Genomic DNA, 20,803 nt, shown 5'->3' with positions numbered 1-20,803 from the left:
CATATTGCCATAAAGAAATAAATGGATTTATCGTAAATTTTATGTAACCAATTCGTAAGAAAAGAGATTGCTATTTTATCAGCATTGCTGTATAAGTTGGCATATAAGGATGGACACAGCAAGGGAGAGGATGGATAACGTGAAAGAACTACACACACCTACTAGAACCATTATGACACCAGGACCTGTCGAAGTAGATCCGAGAGTCCTTCGGGTGATGAGTACACCAATTCTTGGTCAATTTGATCCTGCATTTACAGAGATCATGAATGAAACGATGACCTTATTACGATCACTTTTTCAAACAGAAAATGAATGGGCTTATCCAATTGATGGGACGTCCCGCTCAGGGCTTGAAGCTGTGCTTGCCAGTGTGATCGAGCCCGGAGATGTGATGCTTGTTCCGGTCTTTGGACGCTTCGGTCATTTGCTGATCGAAATTGGACAGCGCTATGGTGCTGAGGTACATACAATGGAATGTGAATGGGGAACGGTTTTTAAGCAAGACGACATCATCGCAGAGATGCATCAAGTCAAGCCGAAAATTGTTGCGATGGTTCATGGTGAAACATCTACCGGAAGATTACAGCCGCTTGAGAAAATTGGTGAAGCATGCCGAGCGCTTGATGCGCTTTTTATTGTAGACGCTGTGGCGACAATTGGTGGTGTCGAGGTCAAGGTAGACGAATGGAAAATCGATGCGGCAATTGGGGGCTCGCAGAAATGCTTGTCTGTTCCATCAGGGATGTCACCGATCACATATAATGAACGAGTGGCAGACGTCGTACAATCGAGAAAGAAAGTAGAAAAAGGGATCGCAACACAGGACGAACTGCAAAAACAGATAGACATTTCTCCAATCAAAAGCAATTACTTTGATCTAAGCCAGCTGCAAGATTATTGGAGCCCGAGGCGGTTAAATCATCATACAGAAGCGACAACGATGCTTTATGCACTGAGAGAAGGGGTTCGACTTGTGCTAGAGGAAGGTCTGGAGGAACGTTTTCAGCGCCACTTGTTTCATGAAAAGGCTTTAATGGCAGGACTTGAAGCGATGGGGCTTGAATTATTTGGTGATCCAGACTGCAAAATGCCGGTCGTGACGTGTATCGTCATTCCAAGTGATATCGACGGAGAAGCGGTCCGGGCTGATCTTCTTCATCATTTTGGAATTGAAATTGCGAGTTCATTTGGGCCTCTTGCAGGACGGATATGGAGAATTGGCTCAATGGGCTATAGCTGCCGAAAGGAAAATATTCTATTTGTTTTAGCAGGCCTTGAAGCCATCTTGATGAAGTACGGAGCAGCTATCAATTGTGGCGCTGGGTTACAGGCGGCTCTTTCCATCTATGAACAAGCTGAATAAAAAAGGGATTCTCAAAATACTCGCCACCAGCGGGTATTTTTTATTTGGGAAAAAACGCTGTTTTTTGAAAAACTAGACTTATAGAGAACGATATCGCTATACTGAAGAAGTTCTTATCATTTTTGTCATCATTTTCATTTATTTTGAAGAAAGAGGTTTTAATATGAAAAAAATGGGCAGATTGTACATTTTGATGCTCAATATTTTTATTGCCATGCTTGGATTTGGTCTGATCGTTCCTGTCATGCCAAGTTATATTGAAGCCTTTGGCGCAACTGGGAAAACACTTGGTTTCCTCGTTGCTGCAACTGGCCTCACACAATTTGCTTTATCACCCGTCGCTGGAGCGCTGACTGATCGATTTGGACGCAGAAAATTGATTATTGCCGGGATTGCTGGCTTTACGATTGCCCAGTTTATTTTTGCATTTGCGGATCAGCTTTGGATGCTGTTTGTGTCTCGGTTTTTTGGTGGTGCTGCCGGAGCTTTACTCATGCCCGCCATGTTTGCATACATCGCTGATATCACAAGTGAGAAGGATCGAGGGAAAGGAATGGGGCTATTTAGTGCAGCAATGACGTTAGGCTTTGTCATTGGACCAGGCGTAGGCGGCTATTTGGTTGAGTTTGGGATTGCTTTTCCTTTCCTCATCGCTGGTTCCTTTGCAGCCCTGTCAACGCTGTTGTCTTTCTTGTTCTTACCTGAAACTTTAACAAAGGAAAAGCAGGAAGAAGCACGATTGAATAAAGAGCTTCATTTCAATCCTTTTACGCAGATGATTCAGGCTTTAAAAACACCATACGGTTTTTTGTTTATCTTGGCCTTTGTTTTGAATTTCGGAATCATTCATTTTGAATCGATCTTTGGCTTATATGTGGACCAAAAACATGGCTTTACACCGAAGGATATTGCATTTGTCATTACGGTAGCTGGACTTGCGGGTGTCATCGTTCAAGGTGCTTTAGTAAATACCTTTGTGAAACGATTTGGCGAAATGCGTGTCGTCCGTTATGCCCTTTTAGCTGCGGCGTTTATGCTGATCGCCTGCCGCTTTGCTCCTTCCTTTTGGCTAATTTTTACGGGCTCCATTTTATTTTTATCGGCCACCTCGTTTGTTCGTCCAGCTCTCAATACATTACTATCTAAAATGGCAGGGAATCAGCAGGGGGTAGCAGGCGGTCTCAATACCTCCTTTATGAGCCTTGCGAATATTGTCGGGCCAAGTCTTGCGGGTATTTTATTTGATGTGAATATTGAGCTGCCATTTATGTTTGGAACGCTGGTGCTTTGTATGAGTTTCATTGCTTCTATTTTATGGGCGAAAAAAGCGCAGCAACATTCCCATGCCGTATCGTAAAGGCAGCATAGAAAAAACCGATCAGCACAAATGGATCGGTTTTTTTCGTCATCGCTCATACTTCACGACTGGTGATTTTTCTTTATGCAACGCATGAATCAATGCATCGTCTACATGCAAATGCTCCTTCACTAATTGAGGAGGGGTTAAGGCCATCCATTGGTTCAATGAAATATCAGCAAATCGATCGCTTTTAAACATTTCTAGAAACCAAAGGCTCGTTTGCCCAATATTTTGTATGTAATGCCCCATCCCGAAAGGAACATAACCAACATCACCTGCTCTGTAATTAAAGGTGCGAGCTGTCCCGCCTGCTCCAAAAACCGTCATTTTGGCTGTACCGGTTAAATAGTATTGCCACTCATCATTATTCGGGTGCCAGTGCATTTCTCTCATCCCGCCAGGTTTTACCTCCACAAGTGCAGCAGCAATGGTTTTAGATACTGGAAAATTGCGTGAGTCGACGATTCGCACGGTTCCACCAGAGGTCACGATTGGTTTTTGACGAAGGAGCTGGTGGGTAAATGGCGGTTTGATGCCGCCGTATGGATCAGAGACTGTTTGGCTTTCAATGGATGCCGGTGAAGAGCCTTGAAACATATAGCGCTGTTTATGTGGAATGCGGTCAAACAGCTTGATTGGCACGCCGAAATTAGCAGAAAGAATGTCTTTTGGTGTATGAGCAAACCAGTCTGTGATGGTGAACGTATCAAATTCAGAAAAAGCACCATCATCAAACACAAGGAGAAACTCACAGCCATCCTCAAGACCTTGAATGGAGTGCGGAATACCGGGCGGGAAATACCACAAGTCTCCTTCTTCTACATCAGCGATCATATTCCGTCCTTCTGCATCTACAGATGTGATCCGGGCTTTGCCTAAAATCATATATGCCCATTCCGCCTGCTTATGCCAATGAAGCTCACGAACACCTCCGCGCGTAAGGTGCATGTTCACACCAGCAATCGTTGTTGAAACAGGCAGCTCTCGCTCGGTAATTTCCCTCGACCAGCCGCCATGATTCAAGTGCATATGTGTATCAGAATATGAAAATTTTAAATTAGGAATCGTCCCTGCATCCGTTTTAGGGGGAACGAACATATCTGGGTTTTCCATATCGCGCAGAACGTCTCGCGGGCCTAAATCGGTTGCGCCGGCCCCATCGTCTCGAATCGGTTGCGGGATGTGACGAATCTCCTCATCCATTTGACACCACTCCTTGTCATTCACATTTCTCCTCCAAAATATATGAGGCGTAAGAAAAAAAGATTCAATTGGAATCGGATGAAAGGTGCTTTTGAATCCGCAAAGCTAATCGCAAGCGCAATGTTGCATCAGGATCTTTTAGGCTGATCTGGAGCAGTTCTTCACATTTCTCCAGTCGATATATCACGGTGTTGCGATGAACAGATAAACGTTTGGCTGTTTCTGAAATATGGCAATGTGTTTCGACATAAACAGATAAGGTGTGGAGAAGGTTCAGATCGACTTGTGATTCTTCATATAAAGGGTGTAGGTACCGCTCATAGAATGTTGTTAAATCTTTTGATGGGATGAGCTTCAGTAAATCTGACACATCTTTTGCTTGATAGAACTGAATATATTCAGCTCGTAATGAGAGCTGGCCTGATTGCAGAGCATGGGCAGCTTCACTGAATCCTTTTGGCAGATCGGTGATGAGATAACCGCTTAAGCTTACACCAAAGGAAATGGTGGCATTCACATGCTGTTTAATAAGGATCTGCATTTGTTTTAAAAAAGAGCAGATCGATTTGTTCATTGCCTGCCAGCCGCCAGTCTCTTCTATAAGGAAGATGCCGATATCTCCTTTGACAAAAAGAAAGGCGGGAAATGGACAGTGCGAAAGGGTGCTTTCAAGTAAAGCAAACACATCATCTACAAGGGTTTGCTGCTTAAGGAAACAAGTGAAATGACTGTTCTGATCAAGCTGACAGACGATACATAAATAGGGAATCGTTGTGTTTAATCCAAACATGCGTGCTAGGCGGGTGACATCTTGCTCTGAGGAAATCGTGCCCTCCATCCATTTGCGAAACCATTCATTTTTGCCTCGCTCTGTCGATTGCTTGATGGCATGTTGTTTGATGCGTGAAATGGACATGGCATGTACAGCTTGTTCAATTATCAAATGCAGCCCCATGTCGTCTTGAGGATGAATGAAGGCGGGAACGACTAAATAATCATAAGCTTGTTCGTTTATATAGATAGGGAAAACAGAAACGCTTTCTTTTGAATGAACCATAGAAAAATAATGCTGCTGCGTACTGTGAAACAAGCGGAGCATTTGTATCCAATCTGGATTTGTCATACCTTGGGGTGAGGTGAAAAGAATACGTCCATACTGATTGATCAAATAGACAGGCTGATGAATTCTTTGGGCCACTTTTTGCAATGCTTCAACATGATGATCGACAATGTTCATATCCACTCATTCTCCTTTTTTTAGAGCTGAAGCCTTTGGTGAAGATGAATAAAAAAATGGACAATCGCTGTCAAAGTCTCTGATATCAATTTTATGTTATCAGCTCCATTCAATTTAGATAGAAAGTTGTGATGTAATATCACAAAAAAGATGGCAGGGCAAAATCACGTCACATCAGTCATCTTCATTCAGAAAAATGGGTAAATATGATATGTTGTAGACAGAAGAATTTCTTTCAGAAAGATGGGTATCCCAAGAAACAAAGACTTTCAATGGGAAAATCCGTTTAGACAAGCAAGTGGCAAGAGGTGAGATAGATGATTTATATCGGATTAACTGGCTGGGGAGATCATGACAGTCTGTACCCGCCGAGAATCGGCAGCTCTCAAAAGCTGTTTCACTACGCATCAACGTTTCCCATTGTGGAACTGGATGCAAGCTTTTATGCTGTTCAGCCTGAGCGGAACCATGAAAAATGGATAAAAGATACGCCAGACGCCTTTCAATTTGTTGTGAAAGCATATCAAGGAATGACCGGGCATCAAAGAGGCGAGATCCCGTTTGCTTCAAAGGAAGAAATGTTTGACGCCTTTATTCTTTCACTGACTCCTCTCATTCGAGCAGGGAAACTGGCGATGGTTCTGTTTCAATTTCCACCATGGTTTGATTGCAAAAAGGAGCACGTCCACTATTTAAGATGGTGTAAGGAGAAGATGGGGGACATTCCTTGTGCACTCGAATTCCGAAACCGAACTTGGTTTTCAGACGAGTTTTATGAACAAACCTTATCCTTTATGGAGAAAGAAGGGTGGATTCATTCCATCTGTGATGAACCGCAAGTCGGAGAAGGGTCTATACCGCCAGTCATAAAAGCCACACACCGTGACAAAACATTGGTCCGTTTCCACGGAAGAAATAAACAAGGCTGGCTTCACCCGGCAGATCATGAGAACTGGCGTGAAGTTCGTTACTTATATTTATATAATGAAGCTGAACTAAAGGAATGGAAAAAGAACCTCGACATCCTGCATCAACAATCGAAAGATGTATATGTCGTATTTAATAATAACTCAGGCGGAGATGCGGCAGCGAATGGCCAGCAAATGATTGATTTGCTGGATTTGACGTATTCAAGCTTATCCCCGAAGCAGTTAGATTTATTTAGTTAAACGAGAGCTGTGGCTTTCAATTTGAACGAGACGGTTCAGTGACAACTTGAGGGAGAGATCAACATGCTGCAGAAGCTATGGTTATATCATACAAACGACTTGCACAGCCACTTTGAAAACTGGCCAAAAATCGCAGCTTATATTGAAGAAAAGCGTCAAGTTCACGATCAGATGCTCTTATTTGATATTGGCGATCATATGGATCGAGTAAACCTTGTATCAGAAGCGGATTATGGAAAAGTGAATGTCAAACTTCTCAATCAGCTTGGCTATGATGGAGTCACAATTGGTAATAATGAAGGCATTACGTTGCCTCATGAGCAGCTCGACCAATTGTACAAAGACGCGCAATTCCCGGTGATTTTATCTAATTTATTTGAAAAAGGCAAAAGACCATCGTGGGCAAAGCCTTATGAAGTGATCACGTTGAAAAATGGACTGAAGATCGCCGTCTTAGGGGTGACCATTGCGTATACACCTGTCTATGAAAAGCTGGGCTGGGACATTACAGACCCATTTGAGAGCATACGGGAGATGCTACAAGAAGTGAAAGGACAAGCCGATGTCATTGTTCTTCTTTCCCATCTGGGCATCATCCATGATCGAGAGGTAGCCCATGACTTCCCGGAAATCGACATCATCTTAGGCTCACATACGCATCATCTTTTAGAACAGGGCGAGATGGATAATGGCGTTCTTCTTGCATGTGCTGAAAAGTATGGGCATTATATTGGCTGTGTCGAGCTGACCATTGACACAGCGAGTAGCGAGCTCATCGAGAAAAAAGCGACGGTGCAATCAGTGGACCAGCTGATCAGTGAATCCGATGAAGCGATCACGACTTTACAGAAAGCAGAAAGACGAGCGAAGTCACTCATGCAGGAAAAAGTGACATCCATTAAATCAAAGCTCGAAACAAAGTGGTTTGATGACTCTCAGCTTCCGCAACTTTTAACAGATGCCATTAAAGAATGGTGCGAGGCAGATATCGGCATGATGAATGCTGGGATGGTGCTTGATTCATTAGAGGCTGGCATCGTCACAAGAGAAGACATTCACCGGATATGCCCGCATCCCATTAATCCAATTCGGGTGAAGCTTACTGGGAAGCAATTGATCGAAACAGTGTCTCGTGGCTGTGAAGAAAAAATGGAACAGCTACGCATCAAAGGCTTTGGATTTAGAGGCGAACTGATGGGGAAAATGCTATACAGCGGTTTGACTTATTCATTAGAAGAGGGCGAAGCCAAACGAGTAAAAGAGGTCTATGTAAACGATCAACTCGTCAAAGAAGATGATTCCTATACGGTTGGCACAGTGGATATGTATACACTTGGCTCTCTTTTTCCCCATATACGTGACCATGAACACATTGAATATTTCATGCCGGAATTTTTACGTGATGTCCTGAGCTGGCGATTGAAGGACGCAAAGTGAAATCCGCTCCAGCCTAACAACACTTGCCCTCCCTTCACATAGATTGTGTTGAAGGGAGTGAAGGGATATGGTGAATTTAACACCTATTACAATTGATGGCCATTCCTTTACAGCCGTCACCGTCAAACTGCCAAAGACCAATTTCATGGCAGTGACAAATGAGCATGGTTATATTATGTGCGGTGCACTTGATGTCGGGCTCCTAAATGAAAAGCTTGCAGATAGAGGAATCATCGCAGGAAGAGCAGTCGGTGTAAGAACCATCGAGCAATTGCTGGATGCACCTTTAGAATCTGTGACATATGCCGCTGAGTCGCTCGGCATTCATGCTGGCACAATTGGAAGAGATGCATTATTAAAAATGGTGAAATAAAATGAACAGATGATTCCTATCCCCCCGCCTGTCTGCATACACTTGTAATGGAGAAGGGGGGATTTTTTATTGAGATTGAACCGCCGTTATCGCCCCTATAAAAAGGGCCCTCTGCCATTTCGTTATGTCATGCTGCTTGCCATATTATTTTTTGTGCTCTCAACTGTCATTAGCCTATTCTTCATCAATCGTTCCATTAAACCAACGTTGATTCACATTGCTGAACTAGAAACAGAACGAATCGCCAATCATCTCATCCAATATTCTGTTCAGGATTTTGCAGATGATCAGGAGAATATGAAGGATATGGTTGTGATGAATACAAGTGAGAACGGAAAAGTGACAACTATCGACTTCAATGCGCAAGCAACATCGAAAGCAATGGCTGACCTGTCACGTCACCTTCAAAAAAATCTAGAGGACATTGAAAAGGGGAATTTTCAAAAAGAGGCAAAAGAAGCATTAAAGGATCAAACAGATGGACATGACGGCATTATATATAACATTCCGCTTGGGCAAGCGTCCGGAAATGCACTTATCGCCAACCTAGGACCAAAAGTGCCTGTACGATTCAGTGTCATTGGTGACCCGCATACGGACGTTGAAAAAAACATTAAGCCTTATGGCATCAACAATGCCTTGATTGATATTAGTGTACTCATTGAGGTGAAGGTGAGAGTCATCATCCCATTCGCCTCAGAAACCATCGTCGTCAAAAACTCCGTGCCTGTCTCCATTCAAGCCGTTCAAGGAGATGTCCCAGATTATTATAATGGCAGCGGAACAAATTCAGGCGCTCCATCGATTGTTCTGCCAGAAAAAAAGGAGAAGAAAGAATAACAGCCCAATGGACGGATTGGGCTGTTTTTTCATACACTGTGATTGCATATAGTGTTTTTGTGATGAACGTTTTGTTGTTACGAAACAGACAGTCTTGTCCTTGCATCATTTTCATCGGTGATATAGGTCACGTCTTCAAATCCACATTCAACTGCATTCTTGTATAGCCATTCGAGTGTTCCCTTATTTTTGCAATAGATCGTGACATAGGAGCAATCGGCCACTAAAAGAACAAGCTCGCATTGGCTTTCAATAAGTTCTTCATAGGTCTTAATATGAGACAATGTCCCTTTTGGATATGCTTGTAAATCGGCGAAAATCATATAATACGTCTTGTTTTCAATGAGGTGTTTGAGTTCTATACCGTCCATTTCTGTTTTACCTTCAGGAAAAAGTTCTTCATCTTTTTGGCCATCAACTAGTATATTCGAGTCTTCGGTATCGATTCGCCAGCTGAATTTGGTGATGTCGATCGGTTTTAGCACTTCTCCAAGGAAGACTCCGTATTCATTTGGAATGGTAAAAGTCATTCCTCTTTTCAAAAAACAACCTCCTAACTCTTTGTGAAGTAATCTTTCATTGGCTGTGATGCTTAGACTTTTTTTTATGTGATCTGTTCATCTTATCCTAATTAACCACTTGATTCCATACGGATCACGTGCCATGATAAATGTTCATTGTTTTCCTTTTCTGAATAGTGTAGCTATCCTGAAGGCTGTTTTTCACGATCGTCTGTTATGAAGGTGAGAGGAGGATTTGATTGATATGAAGAAAATTCATGTAAGCGGGTTTTGTTTTTTAGTATTTGCCATTGTATTTAGTGCTAAGTATATGTCAGCATCGATATTATTAGCTGGGAGTGACAGTTTGAGTGTCGACTTATTTAGAGGGATGTTTGACATGATTCCACTCGAAGTAACAGTTGTGTATCTCCTTTTTTTCATCATGGGTATTCTTTTTTTAGTTTTAGGATTGAAAGAAAAGCATAAGCAGTAACAGTAGACAAGTGATGACCGGGGAAATGTTGATACATATCAAAAGGAGAAGCAAGCGGTATCGCTAAACTTCTCCTTTTATTTATCGACGTTTCCGCTCGGCTCTTTCCCATGCCCTTAAATGAGGGTAAGGATCAAACGACCATTCAGTTCGTCCATTGTCTTTATACATGCCATAATGAAGGTGTGGCGGGAATTTTCCTGCTGTGCCAGGTGGACCGTAACCGGAGCTTCCGACTGATCCGATGACTTGACCAGGTTCTACAATCTGCCCAGCTTTGAGTCCTTTTGCAAAGCCATTTAAGTGGGCAAAATAATGATAATGATTATGAATATCTCGAATGCCGATCCGCCAGCCGCCAAAGCGGTTCCAGCCTTTCATTTCAATTACGCCGTACGATGTCGCACGAACAGGAAGACCGTAATGAGCAAAAAGATCAGTGCCCTCATGAATTCTTCTGCCTCCAAAGCCTCTCGCATCACCCCATGTACTCCTGTAGCTGTAGTCAGCGCCAACCGGAAGAGGAAATGCATGCTTTCCGAGGTCAAGATGGCCGTAATGCTTATAGAGCTTCATAAAAGATGAAATGATTCCAACGGTTTGATCACGTCCGTAATAATCCCACAGCGCGATTTTTAATTGATCGATGCTGCTGCCGTAATGGAGCAAGTATTGAGCAAACGTGAACAGGACATCTTCATCGTTATCGATTTCCGCTTTTCCATCCCCATTGCCATCAAGTCCAATACCGTCGAACACTTTAATGCTTAATGGAGAGGTATCCTGCTTATTGGGATTTTCTGGTCCCATCCACATTTCCCGGGGAATGTAGATACCAATCACACCTGTTTGTTTTGGTAAATCTCTTCTGCTTTTGCGTATATTGTGTTCATACTGATCAACCGCAGCAAGTACATACCACGGGACCTGTGTGGTGATGGCGATCTTTTCATACAGTGCCATTCGCTGTTTTAATTCATCGGGCTGTTTGTTTGCCCCTTGTGCATGGACTGATGCGGGAATCATTGAAAGAGCGATGATGATCGCTAAAACCACTTTCACAAACGTCCATCTCCTTTCTTCGAACATCTCTTCTACCGTTTAGTGTGGTTTGATCACGGTATTTCATAAGAAGAAAATGTTAGTAATTTTCTTCTGTTATTTTAGGAGTCTTTTGGGTATTTTTGCAGCTCATTCCCTTGTTGTTCAATCTGTACTATGTTAAAGTGTCTAAAGAAAAGGCCTTAGGCCGAAGATTCATTTTTTTGCGGCAACAGCTGCATCCATCGTATATAGCAGGAAGATGATTGTATATGCACCTTTAACGAATTCATATGGAGATGATGGAATTGGCAAAGAAGGAAGAGCACGTAAGAAAACCGGACTGGCTTAAAATTAAGCTGAATACGAATGAAAACTATACCGGTTTGAAAAAAATGATGCGGGAAAACAACCTGCATACCGTTTGTGAGGAAGCGAAATGTCCGAATATTCACGAATGCTGGGCAGTGAGAAGAACTGCTACATTTATGATCCTCGGATCTGTTTGTACGCGCGCATGCCGTTTCTGTGCGGTGAAAACCGGACTTCCTACTGAGTTAGACTTGCAAGAGCCAGAACGCGTGGCAGATTCAGTGGCTTTGATGAATTTAAAGCATGCTGTTATAACAGCGGTTGCAAGGGATGACCAAAAAGATGGCGGAGCAGGCGTATTTGCTGAAACTGTTCGTGCCATTAGAAGAAAAAGTCCATTCACAACAATTGAAGTTCTCCCTTCAGACATGGGTGGCAATTATGATAATTTGAAAACGTTAATGGATACACGCCCTGATATTTTAAATCACAATATTGAAACAGTACGCAGGTTAACACCAAGAGTTCGTGCACGGGCTACATACGATCGTTCATTGGAATTCTTGCGTCGTGCAAAAGAAATGCAGCCTGACATTCCAACGAAATCAAGCATTATGATTGGACTCGGTGAAACGAAGGAAGAAATCATCGAAGTTATGGATGATCTTCTTGCCAATAACGTTGACATCATGGCAATTGGTCAGTATTTACAACCTTCGAAAAAGCATTTGAAAGTGCAAAAATACTACCATCCAGATGAGTTTGCAGAGCTGAAGGAAATTGCCATGTCAAAAGGCTTTAGCCACTGTGAAGCTGGACCGCTTGTCCGTTCTTCTTATCATGCAGACGAACAAGTAAACGAAGCGTCTAAGAAGCGTCAGGCGCAAGCATAACAAAGAAAACGCCAGAGCTCTCTGGCGTTTTTTCTCGTATTAATTTTGGCCGTAAGGTGCGTTTCGTCTCATGGTCCGATCGGAATTCGTCATGCCATTGGCATCTTCTTTCGTTGAAATATCTCCGCCTTGAGGAGAGTATTTCATTTGTTGAATCGTTTTCGTTAAAATTTGATCAAAATCACGTGAATTGGTTTGAAGACGTGAAAAATTGGCAATGGATTGAAAGTGCTCTGGGTTATCAGAGACGTACACATGATAATAACGAGGGAGAACAGAAACCGCTGTTTTTTTCACTTGATCGGCTGATTCATCTCGGTTTTTGTTGCCTGTTCGATACACAATGAGGGCATCCTCGTCTGTGACAAGTGTTGCTGCATCCTTTATATTTGGCAGCTGAATGGCTAAACTTGTAATCACGTGGGCAAGATGCTCACGATTTAAAGCAGGGGTTCTTTCCTTCTGATCGGTTACTTGCTGGCGCTGATAACGAACATAGCCTGCTCGATTCGTATCTGCTTCTGGCATGTTGGAATTATTTCCTTCATGACGATCAGACAGGCGGATTGTCTTGCTGGAAGAATCTTCATCCACTTGCCGGTTCATGCCTGATTGAAAGCCGCACCCGCCTAAAAGCATGCATAGGAGAATAGTGGCTGTCAGTTGTTTCATCATAAATGTGACCTCCTTTTTTCTTTAGCTTCGGCTAAATCGGAAAAAACATGCTTTAGCAATTGATGGAGTTGTTCCAATGAATTATCATTAAAGGTGGATCGTTTAAAAAGAGGTGAGAAGATGATCGTCATTCAGAATGCTACCTTTGATCTTGTCAGAGAAATCAAAGACGGCTTTGATGAGGAAGCGTTTAAAGCAAGGTACTCAGATATTTTAAATAAGTATGATTATATTGTGGGGGATTGGGGCTATAACCAGCTTAGGCTGAAGGGGTTCTTTGATGACCAAAACCAAAAGGCCACATTCGATACAAAAATCAGTACACTCGATGAATACATTTATGAATACTGTAATTTTGGCTGTGCCTATTTTGTCTTAAAGCGGATTAGAAAATAACGCAAAGGGGAGCGTCATGATGTATTTCGTAGACAGAAAGAAGATTGAAGAGACATTACGTTTTTTTGAGGAGCAATATGATTTGATGCGCAGTCATCAAACATGGTCAAGCCCTTTAGAAAAAAAAGCGCTGGAACGAATTGTTCATTTGCTCGTCGAATGTATTCTTGATACAGGAAATGATATGATTGACGGCTTTATCATGCGGGACCCAGGAAGCTATGACGACATCATGGATATTCTTGTGGACGAAAAGGTTGTACCAACAGAAGAAGGCACTCACCTGAAAAAACTGGTCTCGTGCCGTAAAACACTTGTTCAGCAATACCAAGAAGTGGTTCATCACGATTTGTTGCAGGTCATCAGTGAGGTAGAACAGGCGCTGCAAGTCTTCCCGAATCGAATTCGCACTTACTTGGAGCAGGAGCTTGGACCAGTATCAGCGTTTAAATAAACCATTGGAGTTGTATGCAGCATGAAATACAAAGGCTATTTAATTGATTTAGACGGGACGATGTATAAAGGAACAGAAAAGATTGAAGAGGCGGGGCAATTTGTTCACAAGTTAAATGAGTTGAACATCCCTTATTTGTTTGTCACGAATAACTCTTCACGCACGCCGAAGCAAGTAGCAGAGAAACTGGTTTCATTCGATATTCCAGCAACGGAAGAACAAGTCTTTACAACAAGTATGGCGACGGCGAACTATATCGCAGAACAAAAGAAAGATGCCTCGGTGTATGTGATCGGAGAAGAAGGCATTCAGCAGGCCATCGAAGAAAAAGGCTTGTCGTTTGGTCAAGAAGACGCTGATTTCGTTGTCGTTGGAATAGACCGCAGTATTACATATGAAAAACTAGCGGTAGGAGCCATTGCGATCCGTCAAGGTGCACAATTTGTTTCAACAAATGGAGATATTGCCATTCCGACAGAAAGAGGGCTGTTACCTGGAAATGGATCGTTAACATCTGTGCTGACGGTTACGACAACAGTGCAGCCAACATTTATCGGGAAGCCAGAGTCTATCATTATGGAACAGGCCATGCGGGTGCTCGGGACAGATGTGTCAGAGACGCTCATGGTGGGCGATAACTATGATACCGATATTATGGCAGGGATGAATGCAGGGATGGATACACTGCTTGTCCATACAGGCGTCACGACAAAAGAGCTGCTTCAGAAATATGACAAACAGCCAACCTATGTCATTGATTCATTATCTGAGTGGATTGAACGATTATCTTAATGAAAAGAGGACAAGCGTCAGACGCACGTCCTCTTTTGTGTTTTATTCTGCATTTCTCGCACTATGTGCCAGTCTACTTGATGCTGCCGCAGCAATAGCACCGACAATGTCATCTAAAAAGGTGTGGCATTCGCCTGAGGATTTATCGTTGAGTTTCCCAAGAATCCCTGGTTTTTCTTTATCGATATATCCGTAATTCGTAAAGCCGATGGAGCCATAAATATTAACGATGGCAAAGGATAAAATTTCATCCACACCATATAGACTTTCATCTGTTTCAAGAATGGATTGCAGCGGTTCTGTCAGCTTTTTTTGCTCAGCGAGAACATCTAGTTCAACGCCTGTTAAGATGGCATTTTGGACTTCACGTTTTGCGATGACACGTTCCACATTGTGGATGCACTCTGTCATGTCTAAGCCAGGATGATATTTTTCCTGTAAAAAGAAGACAAGGTCTGCTATATCTTGAATGGTTACGCCTCGTTCTTGTAAACGGCGTCTTGCTGTTTTTTCTACTTCGTTCATCTCATGATGATGCGGCATGTTCCTCACCCAATCCTCGTAATTTGTCCACAACGTGTGAAAAAGCTTCGGATAGTAAATAGTATTCATAAATCCCTCAACCTGCGACTACGATATGATAAGAGACTGATTTTATGAACGCAGGTGAAATCATGAAAGAAACCATTTATCACACATTTGGTATTGATGTGCGTCAATTTATGCCATATGGCAGTTATCAGAGCTTTCAAACGGCGAAAGCTCTCTTCATCATTGTTCCCGTGTCTCATTTGCGAGAAGAAGAACTCACAGAGCTTTATCATATCAGTCAGTATTTACTGAATGACGGTGACCCATACGTTGCCGTGTTTGAATTAACAAACGAAGAGAAACCGACTTTTACCCATGGAAAAGAACTGTACGCTCTATTGAAGGCAGCACCGCGGGTTACAAGCCGCTCATTTCAGCACGCATCAGAGCTGGCGGCCTTTCATGTCAGGGGAAGAGGGTTTCCTTATGAGGTGTCTGAAACAAAACGTGTCGGAGCTTGGAAGGAATTATGGGCAAAACGGTTAGACCAGCTTGAAGGATTTTGGATGCAGCAAATGCATCAAAAACCACTTGAACGATTTGAAAAGAAATTTATTGAATCCTTTCCGTATTATCTCGGATTAACGGAAAATGCCATTCAATATTTAGTGGATACAGAGCTTGATGATGAACCAAAAGAATGTGATTCAGGTACTGTTTGTCATCAGCGCTTTTCGCGGATGACCTGGCCACATGAGCAGCCGCTTCGTTTACCTGTTGACTGGGTATTTGACCATCCAACAAGAGATATCGCAGAATATTTAAGAGAAACCTTTGTCCAGCATAAGGAGGATTTAATTGAAGAGGGATTTTCCTTTTTGCAGCAATATGAGCAGGTTACGCCTCTTTCATCATTTTCAAAGCGACTGCTGTACAGCCGTCTTCTGTTTCCGCTTCATTATTTTGAAATTGTCGAAGGTTATTATATGTCAGGAGAAAATGAAAAATCTTATTATGAAGAACGATTAGATTACGTTTTAAATGATGCGAACCGCTACGAATATTTTCTCAAGGTGTTTCAAGAATTGAGTGCCATGCGCAGCGGTGGGCATCTCATTCCTCCTGTTGGATGGATTCATCAATCCGCTGATTTGAAGTTTCAGTGAACAGACGAAACGTCTCTTTTCTCTTGAGGCGTTTTTCGTTATGCTTAAAGAAATCAACCAAAGGAGTGTTCTTCTTGACGAAACCTTATGTTTATATCACAAGAAAGCTTGATGAAACAACACTTACACCATTAAAAGAAGTCGCTCATATTGATATGTGGACGAGCGAGGATGAGCCGTGTCCAAGAGAAGAGTTAGAAAAACAAGCGGCTCAAGCAGATGGGCTGCTCACGATGCTGTCAGATCAAGTAGATGAGGCACTTTTATCAAATGCTCCAAATCTAAAAGTGGTCGCGAATCTCGCGGTCGGCTATGACAATATTGATCTAAAGGCAGCTAAAAAGCACGGGATCACGGTATGTCATACACCGGACGTCTTAACAGAATCGACGGCTGATTTAGCCTTTGCGCTTTTGATGGCGTCAGCAAGACGAATTGTCGAAGCGAGTGATTGGATTAAGGATGGGAACTGGACAGGCTGGGGGCCGCTTCTTCTAGCTGGTGCTGATGTTCATCATAAAACGTTAGGGATTGTCGGAATGGGCAGTATTGGAACCGCACTGGCCAAGCGGGCAAAAGGTTTTGATATGAATGTTCTTTATCATAATCGTTCAAGAAAGCCAGAAGCAGAAGCGCAACTAGGTGTGACCTATACCGCATTTGATGAGCTGCTTACGCAGTCTGATTTCATCGTTTGTTTGACGCCTTTAACGCCTGAAACGAAAGAAATGTTTAATAAGAAAGCATTTGAGCAGATGAAGAACACGGCTTACTTCATCAACGTTTCCAGAGGGCAGACGGTAGATGAAGATGCTTTATATGATGCTGTCACGACAGGAAAAATTGCAGGAGCAGGTCTGGATGTATTTAGCAAGGAGCCAGTCAGCCCAGATCACCCGTTAACGACATTACCAAATGTGACAGTGCTTCCTCATATCGGAAGTGCAAGTGTTGAAACGAGAAAAAACATGATGCATTTATGTGCTGAAAATATTGCGCTTGTCCTGCAAGATCAGCAAGCCAAAACGCCAGTTCAGGCGTAATCTCAAGCTTCCCGGCTTCGGGAGCTTTTCTCACAAAAATATTTTGAAAATATAGAATCTTGATATAAATAGCTGTTAAGCGGTTTCATTCTCATATTCTCTTATTTTATTACCTTGTCAAAATGAGGATACCCCTTTATAATGTGTGTACATTGAATGTCTGTGTTAGGTTAACAAATGTCTTTTTAGAGAGGACATTTGCGGAGAAAGGTGGAATTTCAGGTGAAGGCAATTCGAGTTGGACTACTAGGATTAGGAACAGTGGGGAGCGGTGTCGTTAAGATTATTCAAGATCATCAGGATAAATTAATGCACCAGATCGGCTGTCCGGTATTAATACAAAAAGTGCTTGTGAGCAATCCCGATAAAAAAAGAGATGTGGATGTGGCAAGAGAGGTCTTCACAACTGAAGTATACGATGTGATTCGAGATCCAGAGATCGACGTCATTATTGAAGTGATGGGCGGCATTGAAGAGACAAAACAATATTTAATAGATGCACTAAATGAGAAGAAGCATGTCATTACAGCCAATAAGGATTTAATGGCGCTATACGGCACAGAGCTTTTACATGTAGCAAAAGAAAACGGCTGTGACCTTTACTATGAAGCGAGTGTCGCAGGTGGGATTCCGATTTTGCGTACACTAGAGGAAGGTTTAGCCTCTGACCGCATCACAAAAATGATGGGAATCGTGAACGGGACAACGAACTTTATTTTAACAAAAATGAATGTCGATAAAAGTGCGTATGAAGATGTATTAAAAGAAGCACAGGATCTTGGCTTTGCAGAAGCAGATCCGACGGCGGACGTAGAAGGGCTAGATGCGGCAAGAAAGATGGCCATCCTGGCAAGACTCGGCTTTTCCATGAATGTAGACTTAGAGGATGTGAAAGTGAAAGGCATCTCTGACATCTCGGACGAGGACATTAATTTCAGTAAACGTTTTGGCTATACAATGAAGCTGATTGGAATTGCCCAAAGAGACGGAGAGAAAGTGGAGGTCAGCGTACAGCCAACTTTACTTCCTGATCATCACCCGTTATCTTCCGTCAACAATGAATTTAATGCTGTCTATGTTTACGGAAGTGCTGTCGGAGAAACGATGTTTTACGGGCCTGGAGCAGGCAGCCTGCCAACGGCAACAGCTGTTGTCTCAGATTTAGTCGCTGTTATGAAAAACATGCGTCTTGGTGTGAATGGCAGTGGATTTATTGCACCGCAATTTGAGAAGAAAATCAAATCATCATCCGAAGTATTTGCTCAGCAATTTTTAAGAATACATGTGAGAGATCAAGTCGGAGCTTTCTCCCGCATTACATCGATTTTTTCTGAAAGAGGCATCAGCTTTGAAAAGATCCTTCAGCTTCCTGTCAAAGGGCATGATGAGCTTGCTGAAATTGTGATTATTACACATCAAACATCAGAAGAAGATTTCTCAAATATCCTGCAAACATTAAACGATCTCGACGTGGTGGTTCAAGTGAAGAGCACGTACCGAGTAGAAGGGAACGGTTTAAGCTGATGAAGTGGAATGGACTCATTGAAGAATTTCAAGAATTCTTACCAGTAAACGAACACACACCTAAACTAACATTAAATGAAGGAAACACACCGCTGATTCATCTCGCAAAGCTATCTGAAAAGCTTGGGATTGAACTTCATGTGAAAACAGAAGGCGTCAACCCTACAGGTTCTTTTAAGGATCGCGGGATGGTCATGGCCGTCGCAAAGGCAAAAGAAGAAGGCAATGATACGATCATGTGTGCATCGACAGGGAATACGTCTGCGGCAGCAGCAGCTTATGCGGCGCGCGCTGATATGAAATGTATTGTCATCATTCCAGATGGAAAAATCGCCTTCGGTAAGCTGGCGCAGGCTGTCATGTACGGAGCAGAGATTATTGCCATTGACGGCAACTTTGATGATGCGCTGAAAATTGTCCGCAGCATCTGTGAAAAAGCTCCGATTGCACTTGTTAACTCCGTCAATCCATACCGAATTGAAGGACAAAAAACAGCGGCATTTGAAATCTGTGAGCAGCTAGGCTCCGCACCGGACGTACTGGCGATTCCTGTTGGAAATGCGGGGAATATTACAGCGTACTGGAAAGGCTTCAAAGAATATCATGAGAAAAAAGGCACGGGACTGCCAGTCATGCGTGGTTTTGAAGCAGAAGGAGCTGCAGCCATCGTTAGAAATGAAGTCATTGAGCAGCCAGAAACAGTCGCAACAGCCATTCGCATCGGAAACCCTGCAAGCTGGAAGCAAGCTGTAGCAGCGGCAGATGAATCAAACGGGAAAATTGATGAAGTGACAGATGAAGAAATTCTTCTTGCCTATCAATTGATCGCACGTGAAGAAGGTGTGTTTGCAGAGCCAGGCTCTTGTGCATCAATTGCAGGTGTACTCAAACAAGTGAAATCTGGAGAAATTAAGCCAGGCAGTAAAGTCGTCGCTGTACTAACAGGAAACGGATTAAAAGATCCGAATACGGCGATTGATATTTCACATATCAAACCGGTCACACTGGATGCAGATGAAGATCAAATTCTGGAACATTTAGAAAAGGCCGCACGCGTATGAGTAACGCCTCCATGCTTTTTTCAATCACAGTACCGGGAAGCACTGCCAACTTAGGACCAGGCTTTGACTCAGTCGGAATGGCGCTCAGCCGCTATTTAAAGCTATCGGTCTATGACCATGATAGCTGGCTGTTTGAAGCAGAAACAGATGTCGTGTCTGGTATTCCATCAGGCACCGATAACCTGATCTATCAAACAGCTAAAAAGGTCGCAGATGACTTTGGAAAAACACTCCCGCCTGTTCATGTCAAAGTGTGGAGTGATATTCCATTAGCAAGGGGGCTGGGCAGCAGCGCTGCTGCTATTGTCGCCGCTATTGAGCTCGCCAATCAGTTGCTTGAATTAAAGATGACCGATGATCAGAAGCTCTTTTTTGCAAGTGAGGTAGAAGGTCATCCAGATAATGCGGGTGCCTCTTTATTCGGTGGTTTACTCATCGGTCTTCATGAAGAAGACAAGACACATGCCGTTAAATTGCAGCATGTGGATGTAGATGTCGTCGTCGTGATTCCTTTTTATGAAGTGCTCACAAAGGATGCCCGTGATGTCCTGCCAGAGGATTTTTCCTATAAACAGGCAGTGAGTGCGAGTGCAGTGAGTAACGTCCTTGTCGCCGCCTTAATGACGCAGAACTGGCCGCTTGTAGGGGAAATGATGAATAAAGATTTATTTCATCAGCCATACCGCACGATGCTTGTCCCAGAGCTGTCCAAGGTAGAGCACGTTGCTTCATTAAAAGGCGCGTATGGAACGGCATTAAGCGGTGCTGGGCCGACTATTTTGACCTTAGTGGAAAAAGGGAAGGGAGAAGCGCTGAAAAAGCAGCTTGCCCAAAATTTCCCGCATTGTGAAGTGGATGTACTGACGGTGCCGGTAGAAGGTGTCGTCGTCGAGCATCATTCTGTGAATCAAATGAAGAACGTGCTGTGAAGACG

The 20,803-nt window shown here is 43.0% G+C and carries 22 protein-coding genes; 16 read left to right on the top strand and 6 right to left on the bottom strand.

Annotated elements, in window-relative coordinates; all coding sequences use genetic code 11:
• Nucleotides 1–130 precede the first annotated feature (130 nt).
• Nucleotides 131–1,366 (top strand): alanine--glyoxylate aminotransferase family protein, encoded by a 1,236-nt coding sequence (locus NSQ70_RS14905; protein ID WP_342502238.1) that lies wholly within the window; start codon nucleotides 131–133, stop codon nucleotides 1,364–1,366.
• Nucleotides 1,367–1,529: 163 nt separating this feature from the next.
• Entirely contained in the window at nucleotides 1,530–2,723 is a 1,194-nt protein-coding gene (locus NSQ70_RS14900; protein WP_008346860.1) for a tetracycline resistance MFS efflux pump, read from the top strand.
• A 48-nt stretch (nucleotides 2,724–2,771) separates the two neighbouring features.
• Here the strand turns inward: NSQ70_RS14900 and NSQ70_RS14895 are convergent, their stop codons facing one another.
• A complete protein-coding gene (locus NSQ70_RS14895) occupies nucleotides 2,772–3,929 on the bottom strand; it encodes an oxalate decarboxylase family bicupin (protein WP_342502237.1) in 1,158 nt (385 codons plus the stop codon).
• A 64-nt stretch (nucleotides 3,930–3,993) separates the two neighbouring features.
• A complete protein-coding gene (locus NSQ70_RS14890) occupies nucleotides 3,994–5,166 on the bottom strand; it encodes a helix-turn-helix domain-containing protein (RefSeq protein ID WP_342502236.1) in 1,173 nt (390 codons plus the stop codon).
• 317 nt (nucleotides 5,167–5,483) lie between these two features.
• Between NSQ70_RS14890 and NSQ70_RS14885 the strand changes: the two genes are divergently transcribed.
• The 4 genes from NSQ70_RS14885 (at nucleotide 5,484) to yunB (ending at nucleotide 8,985) form a co-directional block, all read left to right on the top strand.
• Nucleotides 5,484–6,335 (top strand): DUF72 domain-containing protein, encoded by an 852-nt coding sequence (locus NSQ70_RS14885; RefSeq protein ID WP_212360870.1) that lies wholly within the window; start codon nucleotides 5,484–5,486, stop codon nucleotides 6,333–6,335.
• A gap of 63 nt (nucleotides 6,336–6,398) precedes the next feature.
• A complete protein-coding gene (locus tag NSQ70_RS14880; RefSeq protein ID WP_096881814.1) occupies nucleotides 6,399–7,772 on the top strand; it encodes a bifunctional UDP-sugar hydrolase/5'-nucleotidase in 1,374 nt (457 codons plus the stop codon).
• A gap of 67 nt (nucleotides 7,773–7,839) precedes the next feature.
• Nucleotides 7,840–8,145, top strand: coding sequence for a DUF1805 domain-containing protein (locus NSQ70_RS14875; protein WP_007500404.1), 306 nt, complete (start codon nucleotides 7,840–7,842; stop codon nucleotides 8,143–8,145).
• A gap of 69 nt (nucleotides 8,146–8,214) precedes the next feature.
• Entirely contained in the window at nucleotides 8,215–8,985 is a 771-nt protein-coding gene (yunB, locus tag NSQ70_RS14870; protein WP_007500406.1) for a sporulation protein YunB, read from the top strand.
• A gap of 77 nt (nucleotides 8,986–9,062) precedes the next feature.
• Here yunB and NSQ70_RS14865 read toward each other — a convergent pair whose 3' ends face one another.
• On the bottom strand, nucleotides 9,063–9,527 hold the full coding sequence (locus tag NSQ70_RS14865) for a DUF2691 family protein (RefSeq protein WP_342502235.1): 465 nt from the start codon (nucleotides 9,525–9,527) through the stop codon (nucleotides 9,063–9,065).
• A 223-nt stretch (nucleotides 9,528–9,750) separates the two neighbouring features.
• On the opposite strand from NSQ70_RS14865, the gene NSQ70_RS14860 reads away from it, so the two are divergent.
• Complete coding sequence (locus NSQ70_RS14860) at nucleotides 9,751–9,981, top strand: hypothetical protein (RefSeq protein ID WP_008346846.1); 231 nt, start codon at nucleotides 9,751–9,753, stop codon at nucleotides 9,979–9,981.
• Between the two features lie 81 nt (nucleotides 9,982–10,062).
• Here the strand turns inward: NSQ70_RS14860 and NSQ70_RS14855 are convergent, their stop codons facing one another.
• A complete protein-coding gene (locus NSQ70_RS14855) occupies nucleotides 10,063–11,007 on the bottom strand; it encodes a M23 family metallopeptidase (protein WP_226650614.1) in 945 nt (314 codons plus the stop codon).
• A gap of 323 nt (nucleotides 11,008–11,330) precedes the next feature.
• On the opposite strand from NSQ70_RS14855, the gene lipA reads away from it, so the two are divergent.
• Entirely contained in the window at nucleotides 11,331–12,227 is an 897-nt protein-coding gene (gene lipA, locus NSQ70_RS14850) for a lipoyl synthase (protein WP_008360456.1), read from the top strand.
• Nucleotides 12,228–12,266: 39 nt separating this feature from the next.
• Here lipA and NSQ70_RS14845 read toward each other — a convergent pair whose 3' ends face one another.
• Entirely contained in the window at nucleotides 12,267–12,902 is a 636-nt protein-coding gene (locus tag NSQ70_RS14845; protein WP_007500413.1) for a YhcN/YlaJ family sporulation lipoprotein, read from the bottom strand.
• Nucleotides 12,903–13,022: 120 nt separating this feature from the next.
• Here NSQ70_RS14845 and NSQ70_RS14840 point away from each other — a divergent pair, with 120 nt between their 5' ends.
• The 3 genes from NSQ70_RS14840 to NSQ70_RS14830 are packed head-to-tail and all read left to right on the top strand — an operon-like array spanning nucleotide 13,023 to nucleotide 14,544.
• Nucleotides 13,023–13,298 carry a YutD-like domain-containing protein gene (locus NSQ70_RS14840; protein WP_008346837.1) on the top strand — a complete coding sequence of 92 codons (276 nt, stop codon included), beginning with the start codon at nucleotides 13,023–13,025 and terminating at the stop codon, nucleotides 13,296–13,298.
• 19 nt (nucleotides 13,299–13,317) lie between these two features.
• Nucleotides 13,318–13,752: a DUF86 domain-containing protein gene (locus NSQ70_RS14835; RefSeq protein WP_024719757.1), complete on the top strand. Its 435-nt coding sequence runs from the start codon at nucleotides 13,318–13,320 to the stop codon at nucleotides 13,750–13,752.
• Nucleotides 13,753–13,773: 21 nt separating this feature from the next.
• Nucleotides 13,774–14,544, top strand: a complete 771-nt coding sequence (locus tag NSQ70_RS14830) for a TIGR01457 family HAD-type hydrolase (RefSeq protein WP_050826574.1) — start codon at nucleotides 13,774–13,776, stop codon at nucleotides 14,542–14,544.
• A 42-nt stretch (nucleotides 14,545–14,586) separates the two neighbouring features.
• Here NSQ70_RS14830 and NSQ70_RS14825 read toward each other — a convergent pair whose 3' ends face one another.
• The gene (locus tag NSQ70_RS14825; RefSeq protein WP_024719755.1) at nucleotides 14,587–15,087 is read right to left on the bottom strand and encodes a phosphatidylglycerophosphatase A; all 501 of its coding nucleotides are present in this window, start codon (nucleotides 15,085–15,087) and stop codon (nucleotides 14,587–14,589) included.
• Between the two features lie 113 nt (nucleotides 15,088–15,200).
• On the opposite strand from NSQ70_RS14825, the gene yutH reads away from it, so the two are divergent.
• The 5 genes from yutH (at nucleotide 15,201) to thrB (ending at nucleotide 20,798) form a co-directional block, all read left to right on the top strand.
• On the top strand, nucleotides 15,201–16,241 hold the full coding sequence (yutH, locus tag NSQ70_RS14820) for a spore coat putative kinase YutH (RefSeq protein ID WP_035389301.1): 1,041 nt from the start codon (nucleotides 15,201–15,203) through the stop codon (nucleotides 16,239–16,241).
• 74 nt (nucleotides 16,242–16,315) lie between these two features.
• Nucleotides 16,316–17,284 carry a D-glycerate dehydrogenase gene (locus NSQ70_RS14815; protein ID WP_058336882.1) on the top strand — a complete coding sequence of 323 codons (969 nt, stop codon included), beginning with the start codon at nucleotides 16,316–16,318 and terminating at the stop codon, nucleotides 17,282–17,284.
• A 222-nt stretch (nucleotides 17,285–17,506) separates the two neighbouring features.
• Entirely contained in the window at nucleotides 17,507–18,808 is a 1,302-nt protein-coding gene (locus NSQ70_RS14810) for a homoserine dehydrogenase (protein WP_024719752.1), read from the top strand.
• Complete coding sequence (gene thrC, locus NSQ70_RS14805; protein WP_342502234.1) at nucleotides 18,808–19,869, top strand: threonine synthase; 1,062 nt, start codon at nucleotides 18,808–18,810, stop codon at nucleotides 19,867–19,869. The genes NSQ70_RS14810 and thrC overlap by 1 nt, the downstream gene beginning before the upstream one ends.
• Nucleotides 19,866–20,798, top strand: coding sequence for a homoserine kinase (thrB, locus tag NSQ70_RS14800; RefSeq protein ID WP_041507720.1), 933 nt, complete (start codon nucleotides 19,866–19,868; stop codon nucleotides 20,796–20,798). Before thrC ends, thrB begins: the two co-directional genes overlap by 4 nt.
• The last annotated feature ends 5 nt before the right edge of the window (nucleotides 20,799–20,803 follow it).

The organism is Bacillus sp. FSL R5-0397 (genome assembly GCF_038593395.1).
GTDB classification, from domain to species: domain Bacteria; phylum Bacillota; class Bacilli; order Bacillales; family Bacillaceae; genus Bacillus; species Bacillus altitudinis.
Note: the sequence above shows the minus strand (reverse complement) of the source record. Positions and strands in the feature narration are given on the sequence as shown.

Excerpts from the sequence above, each read along its gene's own strand:
- NSQ70_RS14905 (WP_342502238.1), top strand. The coding sequence starts at position 131 with ATGGATAACGTGAAAGAACTACACACACCTACTAGAACCATTATGACA.
- NSQ70_RS14900 (WP_008346860.1), top strand. The coding sequence starts at position 1,530 with ATGAAAAAAATGGGCAGATTGTACATTTTGATGCTCAATATTTTTATT.
- NSQ70_RS14895 (WP_342502237.1), bottom strand. The coding sequence starts at position 3,929 with ATGGATGAGGAGATTCGTCACATCCCGCAACCGATTCGAGACGATGGG.
- NSQ70_RS14890 (WP_342502236.1), bottom strand. The coding sequence starts at position 5,166 with ATGAACATTGTCGATCATCATGTTGAAGCATTGCAAAAAGTGGCCCAA.
- NSQ70_RS14885 (WP_212360870.1), top strand. The coding sequence starts at position 5,484 with ATGATTTATATCGGATTAACTGGCTGGGGAGATCATGACAGTCTGTAC.
- NSQ70_RS14880 (WP_096881814.1), top strand. The coding sequence starts at position 6,399 with ATGCTGCAGAAGCTATGGTTATATCATACAAACGACTTGCACAGCCAC.
- NSQ70_RS14875 (WP_007500404.1), top strand. The coding sequence starts at position 7,840 with ATGGTGAATTTAACACCTATTACAATTGATGGCCATTCCTTTACAGCC.
- NSQ70_RS14860 (WP_008346846.1), top strand. The coding sequence starts at position 9,751 with ATGAAGAAAATTCATGTAAGCGGGTTTTGTTTTTTAGTATTTGCCATT.
- NSQ70_RS14855 (WP_226650614.1), bottom strand. The coding sequence starts at position 11,007 with ATGATTCCCGCATCAGTCCATGCACAAGGGGCAAACAAACAGCCCGAT.
- NSQ70_RS14845 (WP_007500413.1), bottom strand. The coding sequence starts at position 12,902 with ATGATGAAACAACTGACAGCCACTATTCTCCTATGCATGCTTTTAGGC.
- NSQ70_RS14840 (WP_008346837.1), top strand. The coding sequence starts at position 13,023 with ATGATCGTCATTCAGAATGCTACCTTTGATCTTGTCAGAGAAATCAAA.
- NSQ70_RS14835 (WP_024719757.1), top strand. The coding sequence starts at position 13,318 with ATGTATTTCGTAGACAGAAAGAAGATTGAAGAGACATTACGTTTTTTT.
- NSQ70_RS14830 (WP_050826574.1), top strand. The coding sequence starts at position 13,774 with ATGAAATACAAAGGCTATTTAATTGATTTAGACGGGACGATGTATAAA.
- NSQ70_RS14825 (WP_024719755.1), bottom strand. The coding sequence starts at position 15,087 with ATGCCGCATCATCATGAGATGAACGAAGTAGAAAAAACAGCAAGACGC.
- yutH (WP_035389301.1), top strand. The coding sequence starts at position 15,201 with ATGAACGCAGGTGAAATCATGAAAGAAACCATTTATCACACATTTGGT.
- thrC (WP_342502234.1), top strand. The coding sequence starts at position 18,808 with ATGAAGTGGAATGGACTCATTGAAGAATTTCAAGAATTCTTACCAGTA.
- thrB (WP_041507720.1), top strand. The coding sequence starts at position 19,866 with ATGAGTAACGCCTCCATGCTTTTTTCAATCACAGTACCGGGAAGCACT.